This window comes from Mesorhizobium sp. B2-1-3 (assembly GCF_006442495.1).
Classification (GTDB): Bacteria; Pseudomonadota; Alphaproteobacteria; order Rhizobiales; family Rhizobiaceae; genus Mesorhizobium.
This window is the reverse complement of the sequence record NZ_VFWL01000006.1, coordinates 159,889-181,597: the sequence shown is the minus strand read 5'-3', so window position 1 is coordinate 181,597 and position 21,709 is coordinate 159,889. Positions and strand designations below refer to the sequence as shown.

The 21,709-nt window shown below is 63.7% G+C and carries 25 protein-coding genes; 14 read left to right on the top strand and 11 right to left on the bottom strand.

The window, feature by feature from the left end:
- Positions 1–25: 25 nt before the first annotated feature.
- The 3 genes from FJ973_RS13045 to FJ973_RS13035 are packed head-to-tail and all read left to right on the top strand — an operon-like array spanning position 26 to position 2,563.
- Positions 26–655, top strand: a complete 630-nt coding sequence (locus FJ973_RS13045) for a DUF1285 domain-containing protein (protein WP_140517010.1) — start codon at positions 26–28, stop codon at positions 653–655.
- A gap of 13 nt (positions 656–668) precedes the next feature.
- Entirely contained in the window at positions 669–1,301 is a 633-nt protein-coding gene (locus FJ973_RS13040) for a CoA pyrophosphatase (protein WP_140524963.1), read from the top strand.
- The gene (locus FJ973_RS13035; protein WP_140556109.1) at positions 1,298–2,563 is read left to right on the top strand and encodes a CCA tRNA nucleotidyltransferase; all 1,266 of its coding nucleotides are present in this window, start codon (positions 1,298–1,300) and stop codon (positions 2,561–2,563) included. Before FJ973_RS13040 ends, FJ973_RS13035 begins: the two co-directional genes overlap by 4 nt.
- A 58-nt stretch (positions 2,564–2,621) precedes the next feature.
- Here FJ973_RS13035 and FJ973_RS13030 read toward each other — a convergent pair whose 3' ends face one another.
- From FJ973_RS13030 to hemF, 3 genes are all read right to left on the bottom strand, one after another.
- On the bottom strand, positions 2,622–2,807 hold the full coding sequence (locus FJ973_RS13030; protein WP_140496047.1) for a DUF1059 domain-containing protein: 186 nt from the start codon (positions 2,805–2,807) through the stop codon (positions 2,622–2,624).
- A gap of 215 nt (positions 2,808–3,022) precedes the next feature.
- On the bottom strand, positions 3,023–3,283 hold the full coding sequence (locus tag FJ973_RS13025; RefSeq protein WP_140516926.1) for a DUF1344 domain-containing protein: 261 nt from the start codon (positions 3,281–3,283) through the stop codon (positions 3,023–3,025).
- Positions 3,284–3,591: 308 nt separating this feature from the next.
- The gene (gene hemF, locus FJ973_RS13020; RefSeq protein WP_140556107.1) at positions 3,592–4,506 is read right to left on the bottom strand and encodes an oxygen-dependent coproporphyrinogen oxidase; all 915 of its coding nucleotides are present in this window, start codon (positions 4,504–4,506) and stop codon (positions 3,592–3,594) included.
- A gap of 119 nt (positions 4,507–4,625) precedes the next feature.
- On the opposite strand from hemF, the gene FJ973_RS13015 reads away from it, so the two are divergent.
- A complete protein-coding gene (locus FJ973_RS13015) occupies positions 4,626–4,883 on the top strand; it encodes a hypothetical protein (protein ID WP_023770299.1) in 258 nt (85 codons plus the stop codon).
- 68 nt (positions 4,884–4,951) lie between these two features.
- Here the strand turns inward: FJ973_RS13015 and soxR are convergent, their stop codons facing one another.
- A complete protein-coding gene (soxR, locus tag FJ973_RS13010; RefSeq protein ID WP_140556106.1) occupies positions 4,952–5,422 on the bottom strand; it encodes a redox-sensitive transcriptional activator SoxR in 471 nt (156 codons plus the stop codon).
- Between the two features lie 150 nt (positions 5,423–5,572).
- A complete protein-coding gene (locus FJ973_RS13005) occupies positions 5,573–6,046 on the bottom strand; it encodes a tRNA (cytidine(34)-2'-O)-methyltransferase (protein WP_140496042.1) in 474 nt (157 codons plus the stop codon).
- 283 nt (positions 6,047–6,329) lie between these two features.
- On the opposite strand from FJ973_RS13005, the gene FJ973_RS13000 reads away from it, so the two are divergent.
- The 5 genes from FJ973_RS13000 to FJ973_RS12980 are packed head-to-tail and all read left to right on the top strand — an operon-like array spanning position 6,330 to position 11,464.
- Positions 6,330–6,851, top strand: a complete 522-nt coding sequence (locus FJ973_RS13000; protein ID WP_181165223.1) for a hypothetical protein — start codon at positions 6,330–6,332, stop codon at positions 6,849–6,851.
- Positions 6,852–6,879: 28 nt separating this feature from the next.
- Positions 6,880–8,781, top strand: coding sequence for an ABC transporter ATP-binding protein (locus FJ973_RS12995; RefSeq protein ID WP_140556104.1), 1,902 nt, complete (start codon positions 6,880–6,882; stop codon positions 8,779–8,781).
- 13 nt (positions 8,782–8,794) lie between these two features.
- A complete protein-coding gene (locus FJ973_RS12990) occupies positions 8,795–10,678 on the top strand; it encodes an ABC transporter ATP-binding protein (protein ID WP_140556102.1) in 1,884 nt (627 codons plus the stop codon).
- A gap of 4 nt (positions 10,679–10,682) precedes the next feature.
- The gene (locus FJ973_RS12985; RefSeq protein WP_140556101.1) at positions 10,683–11,180 is read left to right on the top strand and encodes a GNAT family N-acetyltransferase; all 498 of its coding nucleotides are present in this window, start codon (positions 10,683–10,685) and stop codon (positions 11,178–11,180) included.
- Positions 11,177–11,464: a DUF6665 family protein gene (locus FJ973_RS12980; RefSeq protein WP_246671757.1), complete on the top strand. Its 288-nt coding sequence runs from the start codon at positions 11,177–11,179 to the stop codon at positions 11,462–11,464. Before FJ973_RS12985 ends, FJ973_RS12980 begins: the two co-directional genes overlap by 4 nt.
- On the opposite strand, the gene FJ973_RS12975 is transcribed toward FJ973_RS12980, so the two are convergent.
- Together FJ973_RS12975 and FJ973_RS12970 are read right to left on the bottom strand one after the other, a co-directional pair.
- A complete protein-coding gene (locus FJ973_RS12975) occupies positions 11,445–12,329 on the bottom strand; it encodes an alpha/beta hydrolase (RefSeq protein ID WP_140516916.1) in 885 nt (294 codons plus the stop codon). The two genes, FJ973_RS12980 and FJ973_RS12975, sit on opposite strands and share 20 nt — an antisense overlap.
- A 146-nt stretch (positions 12,330–12,475) precedes the next feature.
- Positions 12,476–12,820, bottom strand: a complete 345-nt coding sequence (locus FJ973_RS12970) for a cupin domain-containing protein (protein WP_140496037.1) — start codon at positions 12,818–12,820, stop codon at positions 12,476–12,478.
- A 312-nt stretch (positions 12,821–13,132) separates the two neighbouring features.
- Here FJ973_RS12970 and petA point away from each other — a divergent pair, with 312 nt between their 5' ends.
- The 5 genes from petA to FJ973_RS12945 all read left to right on the top strand — a co-directional run bounded on the left by petA (position 13,133) and on the right by FJ973_RS12945 (position 17,981).
- Entirely contained in the window at positions 13,133–13,693 is a 561-nt protein-coding gene (gene petA, locus FJ973_RS12965) for a ubiquinol-cytochrome c reductase iron-sulfur subunit (protein ID WP_140496036.1), read from the top strand.
- Between the two features lie 16 nt (positions 13,694–13,709).
- Complete coding sequence (locus tag FJ973_RS12960; protein WP_140496035.1) at positions 13,710–15,011, top strand: cytochrome b N-terminal domain-containing protein; 1,302 nt, start codon at positions 13,710–13,712, stop codon at positions 15,009–15,011.
- Positions 15,012–15,038: 27 nt separating this feature from the next.
- On the top strand, positions 15,039–15,911 hold the full coding sequence (locus tag FJ973_RS12955) for a cytochrome c1 (protein ID WP_140524913.1): 873 nt from the start codon (positions 15,039–15,041) through the stop codon (positions 15,909–15,911).
- Between the two features lie 186 nt (positions 15,912–16,097).
- Complete coding sequence (locus FJ973_RS12950) at positions 16,098–17,243, top strand: alpha-hydroxy acid oxidase (protein WP_140517004.1); 1,146 nt, start codon at positions 16,098–16,100, stop codon at positions 17,241–17,243.
- Between the two features lie 192 nt (positions 17,244–17,435).
- Positions 17,436–17,981 carry an adenine phosphoribosyltransferase gene (locus tag FJ973_RS12945; protein ID WP_140496033.1) on the top strand — a complete coding sequence of 182 codons (546 nt, stop codon included), beginning with the start codon at positions 17,436–17,438 and terminating at the stop codon, positions 17,979–17,981.
- Between the two features lie 44 nt (positions 17,982–18,025).
- Here the strand turns inward: FJ973_RS12945 and FJ973_RS12940 are convergent, their stop codons facing one another.
- The 4 genes from FJ973_RS12940 to FJ973_RS12925 all read right to left on the bottom strand — a co-directional run bounded on the left by FJ973_RS12940 (position 18,026) and on the right by FJ973_RS12925 (position 21,653).
- Entirely contained in the window at positions 18,026–18,487 is a 462-nt protein-coding gene (locus FJ973_RS12940; RefSeq protein WP_140556099.1) for a MaoC family dehydratase, read from the bottom strand.
- Positions 18,484–18,954 carry a MaoC family dehydratase gene (locus FJ973_RS12935; protein ID WP_140556097.1) on the bottom strand — a complete coding sequence of 157 codons (471 nt, stop codon included), beginning with the start codon at positions 18,952–18,954 and terminating at the stop codon, positions 18,484–18,486. The genes FJ973_RS12940 and FJ973_RS12935 overlap by 4 nt, the downstream gene beginning before the upstream one ends.
- A gap of 122 nt (positions 18,955–19,076) precedes the next feature.
- Complete coding sequence (gene corA, locus FJ973_RS12930; RefSeq protein ID WP_140556096.1) at positions 19,077–20,051, bottom strand: magnesium/cobalt transporter CorA; 975 nt, start codon at positions 20,049–20,051, stop codon at positions 19,077–19,079.
- A 267-nt stretch (positions 20,052–20,318) separates the two neighbouring features.
- Positions 20,319–21,653, bottom strand: coding sequence for a solute carrier family 23 protein (locus tag FJ973_RS12925; protein WP_140556094.1), 1,335 nt, complete (start codon positions 21,651–21,653; stop codon positions 20,319–20,321).
- Positions 21,654–21,709: the final 56 nt, after the last annotated feature.

Below are 21,709 nucleotides of genomic sequence, written 5' to 3'. Positions count from 1 at the left end.
CAACAACAGTGACTATTTCGTGACGATGGCAGAGGGCTCCGAACAAAGACAGCAAAGCCTGGCGGCCGCGACCGAGGCGCGCGGCCTCGAGGCGCTGATCTCGCGTGCGGCCCGCGCCGGCAAGGGGCCGGCCCCGGTGGAGCGCTGGAATCCTGACTTCTGCGGCGATTTGGATATGGAAATCAAGGCTGACGGCACCTGGTTCTATCTCGGCACGCCGATCGGCCGCATGCCGCTGGTACAGCTTTTTTCCTCGGTGCTGCGCAAGGACGCGGACGGCAGGACCTATCTGGTGACGCCGGTGGAAAAGGTCGGCATCCGCGTCGCCGACGCACCCTTCATCGCCGTCGAGATGGATGTCTCGGGCAGCGGCGAGGGCCAGATCATCACGTTCCGCACCAATGTCGGCGACGTCGTCGAGGCCGGACCGGAGCGGCCGCTGCGCTTCGTCGACGAGCACGAGACCGGCGGGCTGAAGCCTTATGTGCTGGTGCGCGGGCGGCTGGAGGCGCTGGTGGCGCGGCCGGTGATGTACGAACTGGTCGAGCATGGCGAGGAGATCGAGATCGGCGGCAGGTTGATGTTTGCCGTTCGTTCGAAAGGCCAGGCCTATCCGATCATGCCGGCCGACAGGCTGAGGCAGCTGAGCGCGTGACGGACAGTTCATGATGGACCAGGTGACGCCGACGCCCTTTTCCATTGCCGATCTGCGCGCGCGCTTTGCCGCGCAGCCGCAGGCGCATGCCGGCGACGACTATGGCGATCATCGCTTCAATCCAGGCCATCCGCGCCTCCACCGGGCGAAACCGCTGCGCGAAGCGGCGGTGCTGATCCCGATCGTCGATCACCAGGACGATGCCACGGTTCTTTTGACCAAGCGGGCCGAGACGCTGCGCAACCATTCCGGGCAGGTGGCCTTTCCCGGCGGGACGATCGATCCGACCGACGCCAGTCCGGAAGCGGCGGCGCTGCGCGAGGCTTTCGAGGAGATCGGCCTTGGCCGGGACCATATCGAGGTCATCGGCCGCATGCCCGATTATGTCGCGGGCAGTGGTTACAGGATCGCGCCGGTGCTGGGCATCGTGCGGCCGCCTTTCCAGCTGACGCTCAATGCCGAGGAGGTCGACTTGGCCTTCGAAGTGCCGCTGCGCTTCCTCATGGATCCGGCCAACCACATCAGGGACAGCCGCATTTGGAACGATCTCGAATGGTTCTTCTATGACATGCCCTATGGCGACCGGCGCATCTGGGGCGTCACCGCCGGCATCATCCGCACGCTCTATGAAAGGCTCTATGGGTGAAGGTCTCGATCGCTGACAGGGCCGACTGGCTCGGCGACAAGCATCTGCAGCGCCTGCTTGCCATTCTGGCGAGTGGCGGCGAGGCAGCGCGGGTCGCCGGCGGCGCGGTGCGCAACACGCTGATCGGCCAGCCCGTCGCCGACATCGACATCGCCACCACCTGCCTGCCGCAGGAGACGATCCGCCGCGCCGAGGCGGCGAGGTTCAAGACGGTTCCGACCGGCATCGAGCACGGCACGATCACCGTGATTGCCGGCGGCAAGCCTTATGAAATCACCACGCTGCGCGCGGATATCGAGACCGACGGCCGCCGCGCCAAGGTGTCGTTCGGGCGAGACTGGAAGCTTGACGCCGAGCGGCGCGACTTCACCATCAACGCGCTCTACGCGGAAGCCGACGGTACGGTCGTTGATCTGGTCGGCGGTGTCGCCGACATAGAGGGGCGCCGGCTGCGCTTCATCGGCGATCCGGAAGCGCGCATCCGTGAGGACTATCTGCGTATCCTGCGCTTTTTCCGCTTCTTCGCCTGGTATGGCGAAGGCCGGCCGGACGCCGAGGGGCTGAAGGCTTGCGCCCGGCTGAAGGGAGGGCTCGTGCAGCTCTCGGCCGAGCGCGTCTGGTCCGAACTCAAGAAACTGTTGTCGGCGGCCGATCCGTCCCGCGCGCTGTTGTGGATGCGGCAGGCGAGCGTTTTGACCAGCGTGCTGCCGGAAAGCGAGAAATGGGGCATCGACGCGATCCACGGCCTGGCCAGAGCCGAGAAGGATCTGGGCTGGACCGCGGACCCGCTGCTCAGGCTGGAGGCGATCGTGCCGCCGGATGCGGCGCGCATGAAGACGCTGGCCGAGCGGCTGAGACTGTCGACGGCGGAAGCAAACCGTTTGCGCGACTGGGCGCTTACGCCGGGAATCGAGCCGAAAACGACCGAAGGCGAACTGGCCAAGACGCTCTACCGCGGCGACCGGCAGGGGGTCGTCGACCGGCTTCGCCTGTCACTCGCAGCGGCACGGGTGCGCGCGGTGGACCAGACCGATGCGCTCATCGAGGCAGGCGGCTTTTCCCGACTTCTCGCCTTCGCATTGAGATGGGAAAGGCCCCTGTTTCCGCTCAAGGGCGCCGATCTGACGGCGATCGGGGGGATGCCCGGGCCAAAACTCGGCGCGATCCTCAGGAATCTCGAAGCGGAATGGGTCGATGCCGGGTTTGGGCCCGATCGCGACGCGCTGCTCAAGCGCGCCGCGCAGGCCCTGAAGGCCGGATAAAGCATTCGTCAACGCAATCCGGGCGGAAATCGCCACGATTTCCGGTACTTGCTCCAAATCAGGCGGCGTCGCGGACCTTCTCGATGCGCGAGCGGATCGCTTCGATCATCGTTTCGCGGATGATCGTCTCGCCATGCGTCTCGCGCATATGTTCGACGGCACGGCGCATGACCTCGGCTTCCTCCTCGGCGCGCGTGTGCCATTCACAACCTGGAACGAGCGAGCCGCAGTGGAATTCCTTCATGGGATTTCTCCTTTTCCTCCATGGAGTCCGGTCGACCGTCCTGCAAAAGGCGGCAGGGACTCCGCATCTTCTTGGCCCGTTGTCCGACCTTGAGACTGGTTGGACCACGAGCGGGTGAAACCATAACACAGATGGGGTGGCATTGATTGCCGTCAACGACAAAAAGGCGGAGCAGCGCTGCTCCGCCCTCTTACGCCACCCCTATGGGCAGGTCATCACTTCATGATCTTGACTGCCTCGGCAACCTTATCCTTGCCGCTCATGTCCCATGAAACTCTGACCTTCTCGCCGACCTTCAGGCCAGGATCCTTGAAGGTCCGGGGAAGCGTAAAAGACGATCCATTGTCGAGAACCAGGCTTTTGGCCGCCGTATCAAAGGTCTTGATCGTGCCGGTGGTGTGCTTGACGGCGGCGAATGCCACCGAACCGGAAGCAAGAAGGGCAGCCGCTGCGGCCGAAACAATGATCTTGCGCATTGCGAAGTACTCCTGGAAAGCGCGGGCACCCTTTTGGCAGAGGTGTCCCGCATCGTCCTGGGCCGTCCGGTTGCGTCGAGTCGCGATCCGCTTCGTTCTGACGCAATTCCGACGGAGCACCGCTCTGCACTCCTGGAATTGCGCAGGCGAACCGCCGGCGCTTCCCGACCCGTCCCGACAAATAGCCCAGTCTTTTCCGAAGCCTATTAGACGAAAAAGAAACTTTGCGACGGCTCCCGCGCCACATTCGATGCCCATTTCGAAGCGAATGGGACATCAATGCGGCTCACGGCGCGCTCACCATCTTTTTACGGCCAGCGGGCCTCCGGCGGCAGGCTGGAGAGAATCGAGGCGACATTGCCGCCGGTTTTCAGGCCGAAAATGGTGCCGCGATCATGAAGCAGGTTGAACTCGACATAACGGCCGCGGCGGATGAGCTGTTCGTCGCGGTCGCCATCAGTCCAGTTCTCGTTGAAATTGCCTCGCACGAGATGGCCATAGACGACGAGAAAAGCGCGCCCGACATCCTGGACGAAGTTGAAGTCGGCATTCCAGCCGCCTTTGTCCTCGCCCGAATGCAGCCAGTCGAAAAAGATGCCGCCGGTGCCGCGCGGCTCGTTGCGATGCGGAAGGAAGAAATACTCGTCGCACCAGGCCTTGAATTTCGCATGGTCGGCGATGCCGGCGTTCTTCTCGCAGGCGAACTGCATGGCGCGGTGGAAGGCCATTGTGTCGGGGTCATCCTGTGTGCGGCGTCGGTCGAGCACCGGGGTGAGGTCGGCGCCGCCGCCGAACCAGTGGCGCGAGGTGACGACCATGCGCGTATTCATGTGCACGGCCGGAACGTTGGGGTTCCAAGGGTGCGCGATCAGCGAAATGCCGGATGCCCAGAAGCGCGGGTCCTCCTCGGCGCCGGGCATCTGCTTCCTGAATTCGGGCGAGAATTCGCCGTAAACCGTCGAGGTGTGGACGCCAACCTTCTCGAAGACTCGGCCGTGCATCATCGACATGGTTCCGCCACCGCCCTTGCCGGAGTCACGCTCCCACGGCGTCCTTTCGAACCGGCCCGGCGACCATGAAGCGAGCGGGCCCTGGAGATCCTGCTCGATCTGCTCGAAGGCGCCGCAGATGCGTTCTCGCAGCGCCTCGAACCACAGCCGTGCCTTCATCTTCTTTTCTTCGATGTCGGCGGGCAGGCCAACCGGTATTTCAGGTCGTTCCAAGTGCTGTCTCCGGTTTCGGGGCGGCCGGCCCCTACAAATGACTCGTCTTTTGCCGGCGCGATCCCTAATCTCTTAGGGGAAAGGGTCAAGCCTGATCTGATCGGAGCAAGGAGACCTTCGTGCGCACCCCGGCAAGACCGCCGTTGGATGGCCTGAAGAAAAGGCTCGATCAAAGCCGGGCTGAACGCGCGCGCATGCCGCGCGACGGATTTTTGCGCGAAACCTTCGTCCTGCCGCGTTCGGACGCTCGCCTCAAGGCAAAGGAATGGTTCGAGCGCTTCCCCAAGCAGGCCTACTGGACCGAGATCGAAAGCTGGTTCGAACGGCCGGGCGATTTGATCGAATTCACCATAAGGCGCCTGCCGGCGGCGGATTAGAATTCCTCGCCCTGTTTACGGGGACAACCCAATACAGGCGTCGCCCCTTGTATCCGCCTTCACTACGCTCAGGCACCTTCTCTCCGTGAACCGAGAGAAGGAAGAACCAGCCTTCTCGCCCCTGTTCCTTCCCTGGCCAGCCGGTCATCCTTGTTGCGGAGCGGACATTTGTCGATCGACATGCAGCCGCAGCCGATGCAGTCGGTCAGCCCGTCGCGCAATTTCTTCAATTGACCGATCTTGCGGTCGAGCCCGTCGCGCCAGGCGGTCGACAGCAGGCGCCAGTCGTCGCGCGTCGGGGTGCGGCCCTCGGGCAGGGATTGAAGCGCCGTCGCTATCTCGGCCAGCGAAATGCCGACCTCCTGCGCGATTTTGATGATGGCCACGCGCCTCAGCACGTCGCGGCCGTAGCGGCGCTGGTTGCCTGACGTGCGGTGGCTGCGGATCAGGCCGCGAGCTTCGTAGAAATGCAGCGCCGACACCGCGACACCGCTGCGCGCGGCCACTTGGCCAACCGTTAATTCCGCTGCTGGCGCCATCTCGCACTTTTCCGCTTGACCTCAAGTTAAGTTGAGCTTGTAGCGAAGAAGCCATCGACATGCAAACGACAGGAGATGGCGATGTGCGCCTGGGTGAGAATGACGGGCGAGGGCAGTGTCGCGGGCGCCGGCGGGACCGTGGCCGCCGCTTCAGCGGATGGCATTCTGGCCCAGTTGTCGCGTGGCTTCGCCGGCCACCATGGCGGCGGAGAGCGCCACATTGATGCTGCGCGCGCCGGCCTGCATCGGGATCGTCAGCCGCGCGTCCGCCGCCTGATGGACCGGATCCGGCACGCCTGCGGATTCACGGCCGAACAAAAGGATATCGCCAGTGGCGAAGTTGAAGCTGGTGTATGGGGTCGCGGCCTTGGTCGACAGCAGCACCAGCCGGCGCGCGCGGGCCTTGCGCCACTCCTCGAAGGCGTGCCAGTCGACATGCCGGGTCAGGGCAGCCATTTCGAGGTAATCCATGCCGGCGCGCCTGAGCGCTTTATCGGAGAGCGGAAAGCCGGCCGGTTCGATGATGTCGACGCCGATCCCGAGGCAGGCGGCGAAGCGCAGGATTGTGCCGGTGTTGCCGGCGATGTCAGGCTGGTAGAGGGCGATGCGGAGACGGTCGTTCATTTCCGCATCCTTCTATTAAGTGGCAAATCGGCCACAGCGGCTTCGCGGTTTTGGAAATTGCTGGACCTGCGGGTGGCCATTTTCTGCGAAGTCGGGTATACAGCGTACATTGTCAACCCGAACCGAAGGAGGGGTAATTCATGATGGCCATGCACATCCAGCACCCTCTCCGTGGGCCTACATGCCCGCTGGCGGTTTCGGTACGACGGTTCTCCTGATCTCTTAGACGCTTCCGCACCGATTTCCGCCGAAACCATTCCCTGGTCTTCGAAGGAATCCTGCGATGTTTTTCAAGCTGCCGAAGGGGCCGATGGCCCCGCCCCAACGCGTCTCGACTGATCAGCTGCCGATCCCGCGGCAGGACGTCGAACACCCTTTTTATCTCTATTTTCGCACGGAGGACGGACCGATGTTCGATCCCTACAGAATACCGGGCTCGAGGAGCCTGCATATCCACCGGCTGCCGACCTGGGCGCTGCTGATCGGCGAAACCTATTCGTCGGCGGTCCACGCCGAGGTTCGCCGGCGTCCGCATCGCGGCATGCTGCCGGATGTCGATTTCTCGCGCGCGGTTCCCGACCCGAGCCGGCCCTCGTTGGTGCGCCGTCTCATCCGGGCGATCCGGCCGGGCGCGAAGATCCGCCTTGTCGACACCGCACCGTCAGGATCAACAAAAGAGCCTGTCGGCGAAAAGCCCGCGAACCCCTATATAGCGCGAAGCAGGGCCGACGGTCCGGATGATTCCGGACCGTCGGCCCTCGGCGCAATGCGGTCCGAGGACTTCGCACGTTCACGCGCCGCGTGAGCGGAAACAGATTTCATGAGCATGACCTATGTTGTTGTTTAGCTGGTTTGAAAAAAGGCTCGATCCGTTCCCGGCCGCGGAGCCGGTCGAGCCGCCCAAGACCCTGGTTGCCTTCTGCCTGCATTACACGCGCGGCGCATGGCCCTATATCCTTGTCGATGCGGTGCTGGTGGCGGCAATCGCCATCGCGGAAGTGTGGATGTTCGGCTTCCTCGGCCGCATCGTCGACTGGCTTTCGGCGCAGAACCGCGAAACCTTCCTGCAGACGGAGGGCTGGAAGCTCGCGAGCATGGCCTTCATCGTGCTGTTCGCGCTGCCTGGCACGGTATGGCTGCATTCGCTGCTCAACCAGCAGACGCTGATGGGCAACTATCCCATGCGTATCCGCTGGCAGGTGCATCGCTATCTGCTCAAGCAGTCGATGAGCTTCTACCAGGACGAATTCGCCGGCCGCATCGCCACCAAGCTGATGCAGACGGCGCTCGCCGTCCGCGAATGCGTGATCAAGGTGATCGACGTCCTGAACTACGTCATCGTCTATTTCCTCGGCATGCTGCTCATCGTCGGCTCGGCCGACTGGCGGCTGGCCGCACCGCTCGGCGTGTGGATGGTCGGCTACATCCTTCTGCTGCGCTATTTCATTCCTCGGCTGGGCAAGGTCGGCGAGGAACAGGCCAATGCGCGCTCGGTCATGACCGGCCGCGTTGTCGACAGCTACTCCAACATCCAGACGGTCAAGCTGTTCAGCCATGCCCGCCGCGAGGCCTCCTTCGCCAAGGAGGGCATGATGGGCTTCCTCGACACGGTCTACCGGTCGATGCGGCTGGTGACGGTGCTGTTCGGCTCGCTCTACATCCTGAATGCGCTTCTCCTGTTCTCGGTTACCGCCATCTCGTTGTGGCTGTGGCTGGGCCAGGCGGTGACGATCGGCGCGGTCGCCGTGGTCATCGGCCTGGTTCTGCGGATGTGGGGCATGTCGCAATGGATCATGTGGGAGATGTCGGGCCTGTTCGAGAATATCGGCACGGTGCAGGACGGCATCGCCTCGATCTCGCTGCCGCGCCTTGTCGAGGACAGGCCCGGTGCGAAGGAGATCACGGTCTCCAAAGGCGAGATACGCTTCGAGGACATCCGCTTCCACTATGGCAAGCAGAAGGGCGTCATCGAGAACCTGTCGCTGGCGGTGAAGCCGGGCGAGAAGGTCGGCATTGTCGGCCGCTCCGGCGCCGGCAAGTCGACGCTGGTCAATCTTCTGCTGCGGTTCTACGACCTCGAAGCCGGCCGTATCCTGATCGACGGCCAGGAGATCGCAGCGGTGAAACAGGATTCGCTGCGCGCCCAGATCGGCATGGTCACGCAGGACACCTCGTTGCTGCATCGTTCGGTGCGCGAAAACATCCTCTATGGCCGGCCCGACGCCAGCGACGACATGCTTGTCGAGGCTGCGCGGCGCGCCGAGGCGCTGGACTTCATCGCCGGGCTTTCGGACCATAGCGGCCGCAAGGGACTCGACGCCTATGTCGGCGACCGCGGCGTCAAACTGTCCGGCGGCCAGCGGCAACGCATCGCCATCGCTCGCGTTATGTTGAAGGACGCGCCCATACTTATCCTTGACGAGGCGACGTCGGCGCTGGATTCCGAGGCGGAAGCGGCCATCCAGGAGAACCTCTACAAGCTCATGCAAGGCAAGACCGTCATCGCCATCGCCCACCGGCTGTCGACCATCGCGGCGATGGACAGGCTTGTGGTGATGGACCAGGGCCGCGTCATCGAGGAAGGTTCGCACGAGGAATTGGTGGCCAAGGGCGGGCTCTACGCGCAGCTCTGGCAGCGCCAGTCGGGCGGTTTCCTGCTGGATGACGGCCCGATCGGTGCCGCAAACGACGTTGTTGCCAATGACGTTGGCGCAAAGGGACAAGCCGCTGAATGATGGCCGCCGCCGCATGATGACAGCCGTCTATCGCTGGTTCGAGAACTGGGTCTATCCGTTCAGGGAGCCCACGAATCTTCGGCCGCCGTCCGGCGTCGCCGGCTTTCTCTGGCACTATGTCGGCCAGGCCAAGTTCGCCTTCTTTGCCATGCTGGTCATCGGCGGCATCGCGCCGCTGGTCGAGGCCGGGCTGTTCTACTTTGTCGGGCGGCTGGTCGACATCCTCGACCAGCTTCCCGGCGAACGCAGCTGGCATGCGCTGTGGACGGCCGCCGGGCCGGAACTTGTGTTCATGATCGTCGTGGTGCTGGTCGTCCGCACCATCGTCGTCGGCCTGTCGGCCCTGGTCGACGAGCAGACGATCACGCCCGGCTTCTACAATCTGGTGCGCTGGCAGGCGCACCGGCACGTGTCGCGCCAGTCCTACTCCTTCTTCCAGAACGATTTCGCCGGCCGCATCGCGACAAAAGTCTGGCAGGCTGGGCAAGCGACCGGCGACCTGATGGAAAGCTTCATCGAGGTCGTCTGGTTCATGATCGTCTATACGGTGACGACGCTGGCCCTGGTCGCGGGGCTCGATATCAGGCTCGCAGTGCTGGTGCTGATCTGGATCGCCGCCTTCGCCTGGCTGGCCAGGCTCTATCTGCCGGCAATCCGCAAACATGCCGAGGCGACCGCCGAGGCGGGGTCGATGATCACCGGCCGCATCGTCGACTCCTACTCCAACGTGCAGACGCTGAAACTGTTCTCCGCCGATGGCGACGACCGCTACATCAGGAGCGGCTTCGACATCTATCTCGACGCGTTGCGCCCGTTCACGCGCCGGCTGACCGGCGTGCGCATGGCGCTGACGACGCTGTCGGGCATCATGATCACGGCGATCGGCTGCTTTGCCGTCTATCTCTGGGTCGAGGGCTCGATTACCGTAGGCGCGGTCGCCTTCACGCTATCGCTGGTGCTGCGGCTCAACATGCTGCTTGGCCGGCTGATGATGCAGCTCAACAGCATCCTGCGCAATCTCGGCGTGCTGGAGAATTCCAAGGCGCTGATCTCGCAGCCGCTCGGTCTGGTCGACGCACCCGACGCCCGGGAACTGGTCGTGGCCGGCGGGCGCATCGAGGTGAAGAATGTCGAGTTCCACTACGGCAAGGGGTTCGGCGTGCTCAACGGCATCGATCTCGTGGTGCGGCCGGGCGAGAAGGTCGGGCTGGTCGGGCCGTCCGGCGCCGGCAAGACCACGCTCGCCAACCTTATCCTGCGGCTGTACGAACTCGAAGGCGGAAAGATCGCCATCGACGGCCAGGATGTCTCGCAGGTGACGCAAAATTCGCTGCGCGCCAATATCGGCGTCGTCAGTCAGGACACAGCGCTTTTCCACCGTTCGCTGCGCGACAATATCAAACTCGGCATGCCCGACGCCACCGACGCGCAGGTGATCGCGGCGGCCAGGAAAGCCGAGGCGCATGATTTCATCCTGACCTTGCGCGACAATCGCGACCGACAGGGCTACGAGGCCTATGTCGGCGAGCGCGGCGTCAAACTGTCGGGCGGCCAGCGCCAGCGCGTGGCGATCGCGCGTGTCTTCCTCAAGGATGCGCCGATCCTGATATTGGACGAGGCGACCTCGGCACTTGATTCCGACATCGAGGCGGCAATCCAGGAAAACCTGGCGCGGCTGATGGAAGGCAAGACGGTCATAGCCATCGCCCACCGGCTGTCGACGATCGCCGCGCTTGACCGCCTCGTCGTGCTCGACGGCGGCCGCATTGTCGAACAAGGCACGCATGATGAACTGGTGGCGCTCGACGGGCTCTACGCGCGGCTGTGGAAGCGTCAGTCCGGCGGCTTCCTCTATCATGAGGAAGCCGTGCTGGAAGAGACGCGGCCGGCGGAGTAGCGGCATGGGCGCGACGCATGAGACCGACTATCTGCTGAAACGGCTGCGGCCGACGACACCGGCCTTCGATGCGCTGATGGAAGAGAGCCGGCGGGAAGGCTACTGGATGCTGGTGCGGCTTCGCGACGGCTGGACAAGCGGCCGCAATAAGTTCCTGAAACACGGCGAGGCACTGTTCGGAGCATGGCACGGCGGCGAACTCGCCGGCGTGTGCGGGCTGAACATCGATCCCTATTTCGAGGGCAGGAACCATGGCCGGGTCCGGCATCTGTTCGTCGGCGCGCGCCATCGGCGCACCGGCCTTGGCCGCATGCTGGTTGAGACCGTTGTCGACAGGGCACGCCACTATTTCACCGTGCTCAACACCCGTGCGCCGCAGGAAGCCTTCGGCTTCTATGAGCGGCTTGGCTTCGCGCCGGTGGCGGGCGAAGAATTCGTCACGCACCGGATGATTTTCGCGAAAAGGAGGCTGAAACGTCCCTGCGTCCGCCGTCCCGTCTGACCAATGCCTCTGCCGCCGAAGCCGCCTTCGACGCGCTCGGCCATGAAGTCCTCGCCGAGAAGGCGGCGGCACTCGGCCGCGCCGGACAACGCGTCGAAGAAACGCTGGCCCGGCTGCGCAACAATGGCGACGAGCAGTTGCGTCCCCGGCTGCTCAAGGAGGCGGCGGTGGCGGTGCATGGCTACTTCATCCAGCGCGAACTGTGCGGCCTTCGGAAGCACGATGCCGTCATCCGCGAATACAACATCCCGAAGGCCGTGCTGGTCAGGCTTGGCGCGATGTAAGGCTGGCGCTTGCTGCACCGATCTCTCTGTGGAATCTCGCCAGGCGGGCGGCGAGCGCCTCCGGGTTCTCATCGGCGATGAAGTGCCCGCTGTCGGCAATGATGTCGCCCTCGATATTCGAAAGCCCGGCGGCCCTGAGGCCCTCGACATAGTCGCCGACATCGCCGGACTCGGCCGAGCCCCTGAGATACAGCACCGGAATCGCTGTCGGCGTCGCGGGCCGCGCGGCATTGGCTTTGGCATCTTCGGGGAAGGCGCGATACCAATCGAAACCGGCCTGGAGGCTTTCAGGCCGGGAATAGGCTCTCGCATAGATTTCCCTGGCCTGCGCCGGGATCGATGTCCGATCCTTCGAAAGCACATTGAAGAAGAAGTCGAAATAGGTGCTTTGGTGGCCGCTCACCAGCGTTTCCGGCAGCGCCGGGACGGCATGGAAGGCAAAGTGCCAGATCCGCGGATTGCGAATGACCTCTTCCCATGGCGCGACACCCGGAACAGCGACATCCATGATCGCCGCGCCGGAAAGGATCTCGGGATGGTCGCGCAGCAGGGCGAACACGATCTGGCCGCCGACATCATGACCGGCCGCCAAGAGGTGCCGCAGCCCGCAGGCCTCGGCAACGCCTCTCATCAGCCTCGCCAGAGTTCTCTTGTCGCCGGCCTCAGGCATGCCTTGCGAGCCGCCGATGCACGGCAGGTCAGGTGCGACGACACGGTACTCGGCAGCCAGCCGGCCGATCACCCCTTCGAACGCATAGGAGCTTTGCGGCCAGCCGTGCAGCAGCAGGAATGCAGGCGCTTCAGCCGGGCCCGCCTCGCGGATCGCTATGCTAAGCCCTTCGATTTCGATGTTCGAGGTTTGCATGTCCTGACCCTGCCGGCTGCCTATGCCATAGATCTAGGCGGCGATCGGAAGACCGACAGGGCTGGATTGTTTGACCCGTTTGCGGACGGAAACCGTTTCATACTTTTCCAGGAATTGCGCTTTTCCAGGAATCACCTGGTCCTGGATCACTCCAGCCACTGGGTAATGAAAGTGCCGTTCTCGTGGATGTCGGTCGTTTCCAGCGGGCCGGGGCCGAGATTGGTGAATTTGTGCGGCGTGCCGGGCGGCACGATGACGATCTGGCCGGCAGAGGCCTCGATCTCCTCACCGCCGACCGTGAACAGGCCGATGCCCTGGCGGATGATGAAGATCTCGGCGTAGGGATGGGAATGCAGGCGCGGTCCGCCGCCGGTCTCCGGCAGGTAGTTGAAGATCAGGCAGGAGTTGGAACCGTAGGGGGCACATTGCAACTCGCCCTTCCAGCGGTCGGGGCGAACAGCCCATTCCTCGCGGTCTATGACATGCGCCATGGGGGCAGGATAGACCCCCCGGAGCCAGGTGTCGAGGCGAGGCTGGCCCCCGGATTCGCTACTGTTTCCCGGCTGTTTGGCGGTGTTTCACGGTCATCCGCCGCCTTGTCGCGCGGTGCCGGATTTCGTCCCCGCGACAATCTGCCCTTGTGCCTTCACCCGTCTGGACAAAAACGGGCTTCACGCATAAACCGAAGTCCAAATGCCGGAGGAATTCGCTAGCCTGTTCGCCATGCGCTGTCGGGTTGGCGTGAATGAGCGGGGAACAAGGCTCGCCCACCGGCACGGAAGAGGCGAAAGGATCAGGCACCCGTGAGCGCAACCGACACCCAGGATCCCAACCGTCGAGATTTTCTCTACGTCGCCACCGGCATGGCCGCCGTGGTCGGCGCGGGCGCCGTCGCGTGGCCGTTCATCGACCAGATGCGCCCCGATGCCTCGACGCTGGCGCTCGCCTCGGTCGAGGTCGACGTCTCCTCGCTGACGCCGGGCATGTCGCTGATCGTCAAGTGGCGCGGCAAGCCGGTGGTGGTGCGCAACCGCACCGAAAAGGAGATGAAGGACGGCGAGGCCGTCAATCTCGCCGATCTCAAGGATCCGATCGCCCGCAACGCCAACCTGCCGGCCGACGCGCCGGCGACCGACGCCAACCGCACCACGCCCGGCAAGGAAGCCTGGATGGTGATGGTTCAGGTCTGCACGCATCTGGGCTGCATTCCGCTGGGCCAGGAAGGCGATTTCGGCGGCTGGTTCTGCCCTTGCCACGGTTCGCAATACGACACCGCCGGCCGCATCCGCAAAGGCCCGGCGCCCGAGAACATGGCTGTGCCGGTATTCAAGTTCATTTCCGATACCAAGATCCTTATCGGTTGAGGCAGGGGATATTTCGATGAGCGAGGGACACTCGACCTATACGCCCAAGACCGGTATCGAGCGCTGGTTCGATGCGCGCATGCCTCTGCCGCGGCTGATCTATGACAGCTTCGTGGCCTATCCGGTGCCGCGCAACCTCAACTATGCCTGGACCTTCGGCGGCATCCTGTCGATCATGCTGGTGGCGCAGATCCTGACCGGCATCGTGCTGGCCATGCACTACACGTCCGACACCAATCTGGCTTTCGATTCGGTCGAAAAGATCATGCGCGACGTGAATTCCGGCTGGCTGCTGCGCTACATGCATGCCAACGGCGCGTCGTTCTTCTTCGTCGCGGTCTACATCCATATCTTCCGCGGCCTCTATTACGGCTCCTACAAGGCGCCGCGCGAGCTGCTGTGGATCCTCGGCTGCATCATCTACCTCCTGATGATGGCGACCGGCTTCATGGGCTACGTGCTGCCGTGGGGCCAGATGAGTTTCTGGGGCGCCACCGTCATCACCGGCTTCTTCAGCGCCATTCCACTGGTCGGCGACTGGATCCAGCAGCTTTTGCTCGGCGGTTTCGCGGTCGACAATCCGACCCTCAATCGCTTCTTCGCGCTGCATTACCTGCTGCCGTTCATGATCGCCGGCGTGGTCGTGCTGCACATCTGGGCGCTGCATGTCGTGGGCCAGTCGAACCCGACCGGCATCGAGGTGAAGTCGAAGACCGACACCGTCGCCTTCACCCCTTACGCGACCATCAAGGACGCGTTCGGCATGATCGTGTTCCTGTTCTTCTTCGCCTATTTCGTCTTCTACCTGCCGAACTATCTCGGCCACCCCGACAACTACACGGTCGCCAACCCGCTGAAGACGCCGGCCCACATCGTTCCGGAATGGTACTTCCTGCCGTTCTACGCGATCCTGCGCGCCATTACCTTCAACATCGGGCCGATCAACTCCAAGCTCGGCGGCGTGCTGTGCATGTTCGGCGCCATCGCCATGCTGTTCCTGGTGCCGTGGCTAGACACCTCCAAGGTGCGCTCGGCGGTCTACCGGCCCTGGTACAAGCTGTTCTTCTGGCTGTTCGTGGCCGATGCCATCCTGCTTGGCTGGCTGGGCTCGCAGCCGGCGGAAGGCAGCTACGTGTTCATGGCGCAGATGGCGACGCTGTTCTACTTCGCCTTCTTCCTGATCATCATGCCGGTGCTCGGCCTGATCGAGACGCCACGCAGGCTGCCGAACTCGATCACCGAGGCGGTGCTCGAGAAGAACAAGGGCGGCAGCGGGCATCCGGCGGGCGCCACGGCCGCACCTGAGACCAAGGGCTGAGCGGTAGAGAATCTAAGGGGATTTGGCATGAAAAAGATTCTCACCTCGCTTGCGCTGATCGGCCTTGTGGCCGCCGGCCTTGGGGCTACGGGCACCTGGGCGACCGCGGCCGAAGAGGCGCATAACGCGGCGGCGCCGACGCATTTCCCGATCAACGAACCGAAGGAAATGGACTGGAGCTTCACCGGCCCGTTCGGCACCTATGACAAGGCGCAGCTGCAGCGCGGCCTCAAGGTCTACAAGGAAGTCTGCTCGGCCTGCCATTCGATGAACCTGGTGGCATTCCGCACGCTTTCGGACCTCGGCTATTCCGACGCACAGATCAAGACGCTGGCGGCCGAGTACACCATCCATGACGGCCCCAACGACGCCGGCGACATGTTCGACCGTCCCGGCAAGCCGTCGGACCATTTCCCGGCGCCGTTCGCCAATGAGGAAGCCGCGGCAGCCTCGAATGGCGGCGCAGCCCCGCCCGACATGTCGCTGCTGGCCAAGGCGCGGGGCGTGGAGCGCGGCTTTCCGCAGTTCGTCTTCGACATCTTCACCCAGTATGATGCCGGCGGCCCTGACTACATCCACTCGCTGCTGACCGGCTACGACCAGACGCCTCCGGCTGGAATGGTCATCCCGGAAGGCACGCACTACAATCCGTACTTCATGTCCGGCGTGTCGCTGAAGATGCCCAAGCCGCTTTCCGACGGCCAGGTGACTTATGACGACGGCGCGCCGCAGACCGTCGACCAGTACTCCCGCGACGTCGCCGCTTTCCTGGCGTGGGCGGCTGAGCCGCATATGGAAGCCCGCAAGAAAACCGGCTTCCGGGTGCTGGTGTTCCTGCTCCTGTTCGGCGCACTGGTCTACATGACCAAGCGCAAGGTTTGGGAAGCAGTCGCGCACTAAGCCGCGCGGCCGGAGATTGAAGAAAGGGCGCCCGCGAAGCGCCCTTTTTGCTTGCCGAAGAGGCTGGCGCGTGAGGTGATCGCTTTGTTGTCGAACAAGCCGGTTGGCAGCGCGGCAGGCGATTGCTATTCGACGCCCCGACGGCGGCGAAAGCTTTGCCGCCTATAGGGCGTTTGGGGTTCCATGATGCGGCTCAGCGACTGCCACAACTTCTCCGATTTCCGCCGCATGGCGCAGCGGCGGCTGCCGGGGCCGATCTTCAACTACATCGACGGCGCGGCGGACGACGAGATCACCTATCGCCGCAACACCGAGAGCTTCGAAACCTGCGATCTCGTTCCCAACGTGCTGCGCGGGGTGAACGAGATCGACATGTCGGTGACCGTCATGGGCCAGAAGCTGGCGATGCCGTTCTACTGTTCGCCGACCGCTCTCCAGCGGCTGTTCCACCATCAGGGCGAACGGGCGGTCGCCAGGGCCGCTGCAAAATACGGCACCATGTTCGGAGTTTCCTCGCTCGGCACGGTCAGCCTCGAGGAAGTCCGAAAAATCAGCAGCGGCCCGCAGGTCTATCAGTTCTACTTCCATCGCGATCGCGGCCTCAACCGGGCGATGATGCAGCGGGCACGGGAGATCGGCGTCGAAGTGATGATGCTGACCGTCGACAGCATCACCGGGGGAAACCGCGAGCGCGACAAGCGCACCGGTTTTGCGATTCCCTTCAAGCTCAACCTGGCGGGAATGGCGCAGTTCGCGATGAAGCCTGCCTGGGCGATCAACTATTTCACGCATGAGGCGTTCAAGCTGCCGCAGCTGGACGAGCATATCGACATGGGCGGCGGCACGATGTCGATCAGCCGCTACTTCACCGAAATGCTCGATCCGTCGATGACGTGGGACGACGTCGCCGAGATGGTGAGGCTTTGGCCGGGACCGTTCTGCCTCAAGGGCGTCATGTCGGTGGAGGATGCCAGACGCGCCGTCGAGATCGGCTGCAAGGGCATCGTGCTGTCGAACCATGGCGGCCGGCAACTGGACGGTTCGCGCGCGGCTTTCGACCAGCTCGCCGAGATCGTCGATGCGGTCGGCGACCAGATCGACGTCCTCATGGATGGCGGCGTGCAGCGCGGCACGCATGTGCTAAAGGCGCTGTCGCTCGGCGCCAAGGCCGTCGGCGTCGGACGCTACTATCTGTTTCCGCTGGCGGCGGCGGGCCAGCCTGGCGTCGAACGCGCACTCGAACAGATGCGCATCGAGATCGAACGCGGCATGAAGCTGATGGGGTGCAGCTCGATCGAACAGTTGACCCGCCGGAATTTGCGTTTTCGGTAGATGGCCATTGCTTCGATGCGAAAGATCGCAGCGCAGGCAGAGGCAAGCCCTTGGACCTATATGCTCCTTTCGCCGGATGCGCTTGTCTCGGCCGCCACATCGCGCTAGCCGTTGTCGGTCGCGCCGGGTTAGGATTTGGCGCTGCGCCATTTCACGCCTTTCCGCCGAAACTGGACCACCCGGAGCCGCCTCATGAAACCTTCGCTCGAAGACACGCTGCTGGCGGCCATCCGCACCATTCCGGACTATCCCAAGCCCGGCATATTGTTCCGCGACATCACCACGCTGCTTGGCAATGCGCGCGCTTTCCGCCGCGCCATCGATGAGCTGGTGCATCCCTATGCCGGCGAGAAGATTGACAAGATCGCCGGCATCGAAGCGCGCGGCTTCATCCTCGGCGGCGCCGTCGCCCATCAGCTCTCCGCCGGTTTCGTGCCGATCCGCAAGAAAGGCAAGCTGCCTTATGAGACAGTGCGCGTCGCCTACAGCCTGGAATACGGGCTGGACGAGATGGAGATGCACAAGGACGGCGTGTCGCCGGGCGAGAAAGTGATCCTGGTCGACGATCTGATCGCCACCGGCGGCACGGCGGAGGCGGCGGTGAATCTCCTGCGCCAGATCGGCGCCGATATCCTTGCCGCCTGCTTCGTCATCGACTTGCCGGATCTCGGCGGCCGCGCCAAGCTGGAAGCGCTCGGCGTGCCGGTGCGGACGCTGATCGGGTTCGAGGGGCATTGAGAGAGCAGTTCTTCCTTCTCCCCCTGGGGAGAAGGAAGAGGCGCCTACTCCACCTTGACCAGCACGGCGCTCTCGAACTCCAGTACCTTGTCGCCGGTCGAATCGAAGGCTTCCGAGCGCAAGGTCAGCACCCGCCAGCCCCGACGTGAGGCGATCGCGCGGTGGGAAAGAGCGGTGCGGGTGAAGGTCACGGTCTGCCCGGCATAGACCGGCTTCAACCATTTCAGGTTCTTGAAGCCGGGCGAGGGGCCGAATTCGGGCGTCGGGCCAGGGCCGCTCCATTCGGCGCCCATGCGGGTTTCGAGGTTGAGCTTCATCCAGGTGGCGGCGGTATGCCAGCCGGACGCACAGAGCCCGCCCAGCACGCTCTTCTTCGCGGCGTCCTCATCGACGTGGAAGACCTGGGGGTCGTATTTGCGGGCGAAGGCCTTGATCGCCTCGGCTTCGAACGTATGCGAGCCCAGCGTGACGGTGGTGCCGACGCGGAAAAATTCGTCCAGCGTCATGCAAGGCTCCCCGCGGCATTGCGCGTGAGGAACATGACGGAATTCTCGAGCTCGAACACGCTTTCGCCGCGCTGGTTGACCAGTTCGCTGCGCATGGTCACGAAGCCGAGCTGCGGCTTCGATTTCGAAGGACGCTTGGCCAGGACGACGAGGCTGCCCTTGAGCGTGTCGCCGGCCAGCACCGGCTTCTTCCATTTGACCTGATCGACGCCGGGCGCGCCCTGGCAGGTCGAGTCCAGCAGGAAGGCATCGCATAGCATGCGCATGAACATGGCGCAGGTATGCCAGCCCGAGGCCGAGAGGCCGCCCAGGATGCTTGCCTTGCCGGCCTTCTCGTCGAGATGCATCGGCTGGGCATCGAATTCGCTGGCGAACTCGATGATCTCGGCCGCGCTCACCTGTTTGGTGCCGAGGTCGAACGAGGCTCCTTCGACGAAGTCCTCATAGGCCCATGTCTTTCCAGTCATGGCGTGGAATCCGGTTGCCGAACGCGCGATCCACATGGATCGGCAACCCGGATGCAGGCCGGACGGCGTTTGGTCAAGCCCTTTCTGGTGAGCCAGCCGCGGGCGCCCGGCCGGCCGTTGCGTCATAACCAGCCGCGGCGGCGGAAATACCAGAAGGGCAGGATCGCCGACAGAACCATCATGGCGATCGCGAACGGATAGCCGAGCTCCCATTTGAGCTCGGGAATGACGTCGAAATTCATGCCGTAGATCGAGGCGACCAGCGTCGGCGGCAGGAAGATGACGGCGGCGACCGAGAAGATCTTGATGATGGCGTTCTGCTCGATCGAGATCATGCCGAGCGTGGCGTCGAGCAGGAAGGAGATCTTCTGCGACAGGAAGGTGGCGTGGTCGGCAAGAGAAAGCACGTCGCGCGACAAGGTCTTGATACGGGCGCGGACGTCCTTGCTCATCTTGGCCTGGGTCGCGACATGGGCGAGGAAGCCGGCCAGCCGCTGCAAGGAGATCAGGCTGTCGCGCACGGAGGAAGCGATGTCCTCCTTGCGGCCGATGCCCTTCAAGAGTTCCTGGAAATCACGGTTGCGCTTCGACACCTTGGTCGATCGCGCCTCGAAAATATCGCGCGAGATCGCTTCGACGTCACGGCCGGCGCGCTCGAGGATGTCGGCGAGCCGGTCAACGATCGCTTCCAGCAGGCCGATCAGGATGGTGTCGCCCCTGGTGCAGCCGGTCGCCACCTTCTCGGCGCGCAAGGGGAAGGTCTTGAACGCTTTCGGTTCGTGATAGCGCACGGTGACCAGCCTATTGCCGGCGAGCGCGAAGGTGACCGGCGAGATCAGGGGATCGTCGACGTCGGTCTGGGCGGGCAAGGTGGCGGTCATGAAGTAGGCGCCGTCCTCGATATAGAGGCGGCTGGAAATCTCGATCTCCTCCATCTCCTCGCGGGTCGGAATGGCGATGCCGAGCCAATTCTCGATTGTTGCCTCTTCGTCCTTGGTCGGATTGAAGAGATCGGCCCAGACGACCTTGTCGCCATTGCCCAGGAGATCGTCCGTGAGACGCAGGCGATCATTGTCCACGACGAAAGCCTTGATCATCGCCAGATCTCCCTGCCGGAAAGCGTTCGGATTGCTGCGTCGTATCGGATCGCACTAGCCTTCGTGCGCCGAGCCTGTGCCCGCCGCTTAGACTTGCGGCATGACAAAATCAAGACAAGCCGGACTTGGGGCCGACACCAGGGGCGCTCAGAAAAATTCGTCGAGCAGCCGGCAGCATGAAAGCTTCGACGGGTCGGGTCATCGACCGCGCTTCGGGCTTATCGTGGAGAGCAGGCCGGACCCGCGGGGGCCGGCCTGCGAATGCCCCTATCGGGCGCTCGGCAGGATCTGGTGCAGCACGATGGCCCAGACGGCGCCAAAGGCGATGGACGAGCCCAGAATGTACTGCACGATATCGGGAAGCGTCTTGACGAAATCCGGCGGCGCAAGCGTAGCAAACAGGGCCATCAGGATCGGCAGGCCGACGACCAGCATGTTCCTTTCCGTCAGCGGCGTGCCGCGCACGACGCGGAACCCGTTCATGGCGATGACGACGCAGAGCACGCCGAACACGCCGCCGATGACCGGGCCCGGGATCGAGGCGATCACCGCCGACAGTTTGCCGATCAGTCCGAACAGGACCAGGAAGATGCCTGCCGCGGCGAAAGCGGCGCGGCTGGCGATGCCGGTGATGGCGATGATGCCGGCATTCGACGAATAGCCGGTGACCGGCGTGCTGCAAAGCAGTGCGCTGACCAGGCAGCCGAGGCCTTCGCCGGTGGCGCCCCTGTCGAGCTGTTCATTCGACAGCGGCTTGTCGATAACGGCGCCGACCGCGAACCAGGTGCCGGTGGTTTCGGCGAGGACCACGATATAGACGATGAGCATCGTGAGCGTCGCCGAGAGCGAGAACGTCACGTCGAGGTTGAGGAAGGCGACGCGCGGCATCGAAAACCAGGTCGCCTCGGAGACCGCTCCCATGTTGAGTTGGCTCATGGAGGCGGCGGCCACGCAGCCGGCCACAAGTGCGATGATTACGGAGAGCAGGCGCAGCCAGGCGCCCTTTGCGCCGAGCGCCATGCCGGTCAGCATGCAGCCGACGAGCACCGCCGCCGCAACAAAGGCAAGGATGATATTGCCGCCGACGGTGGCCGTGCCGTGGACCGCGAACACGCTTTCGCGGAGTGCGACCGGCATCAGCGCGATGCCGACGACGATGATGATGGCGCCGCCGACGATGGGCGGGACAAAGCGGTCTACCAAGCGATGGAAGATTCCCGTGGGCGAACCGAGCAGCATGACCAGTATGGCGCCGGGAATGAGCGCTCCGATCACCGCGGAAAGACCGGCAATGCCGCCGCCGGCACCGAAGGCGATAGCCAGCACCGCGCCGATCGGCACAAAGGACGGCCCCTGCACCACCGGCAGGCGCATCAGAAGCTGCGACTGGATCAGGGTGGCGATGCCCGCCGCGACGAAAGCCGACTGGATGAAGGCGCCGGCATCGCCCGCGCTGAAGGCCAGGACCGATGCGATGATGAACGGCACGATGTAAACATCCATCGCCAGCACGTGCTGGAGGCCGAGCAGGGCGGCCTTGCCCAGTGGCAGCGGATCGTCCGGCTGAGCAATCAAAGTGATTTCCGGTGCAGTGCGTTCCATGATGTCCCCTCTGGAATTTCCCGGCCGATCATGGGATCAGTCGGCGCCAAAGGACA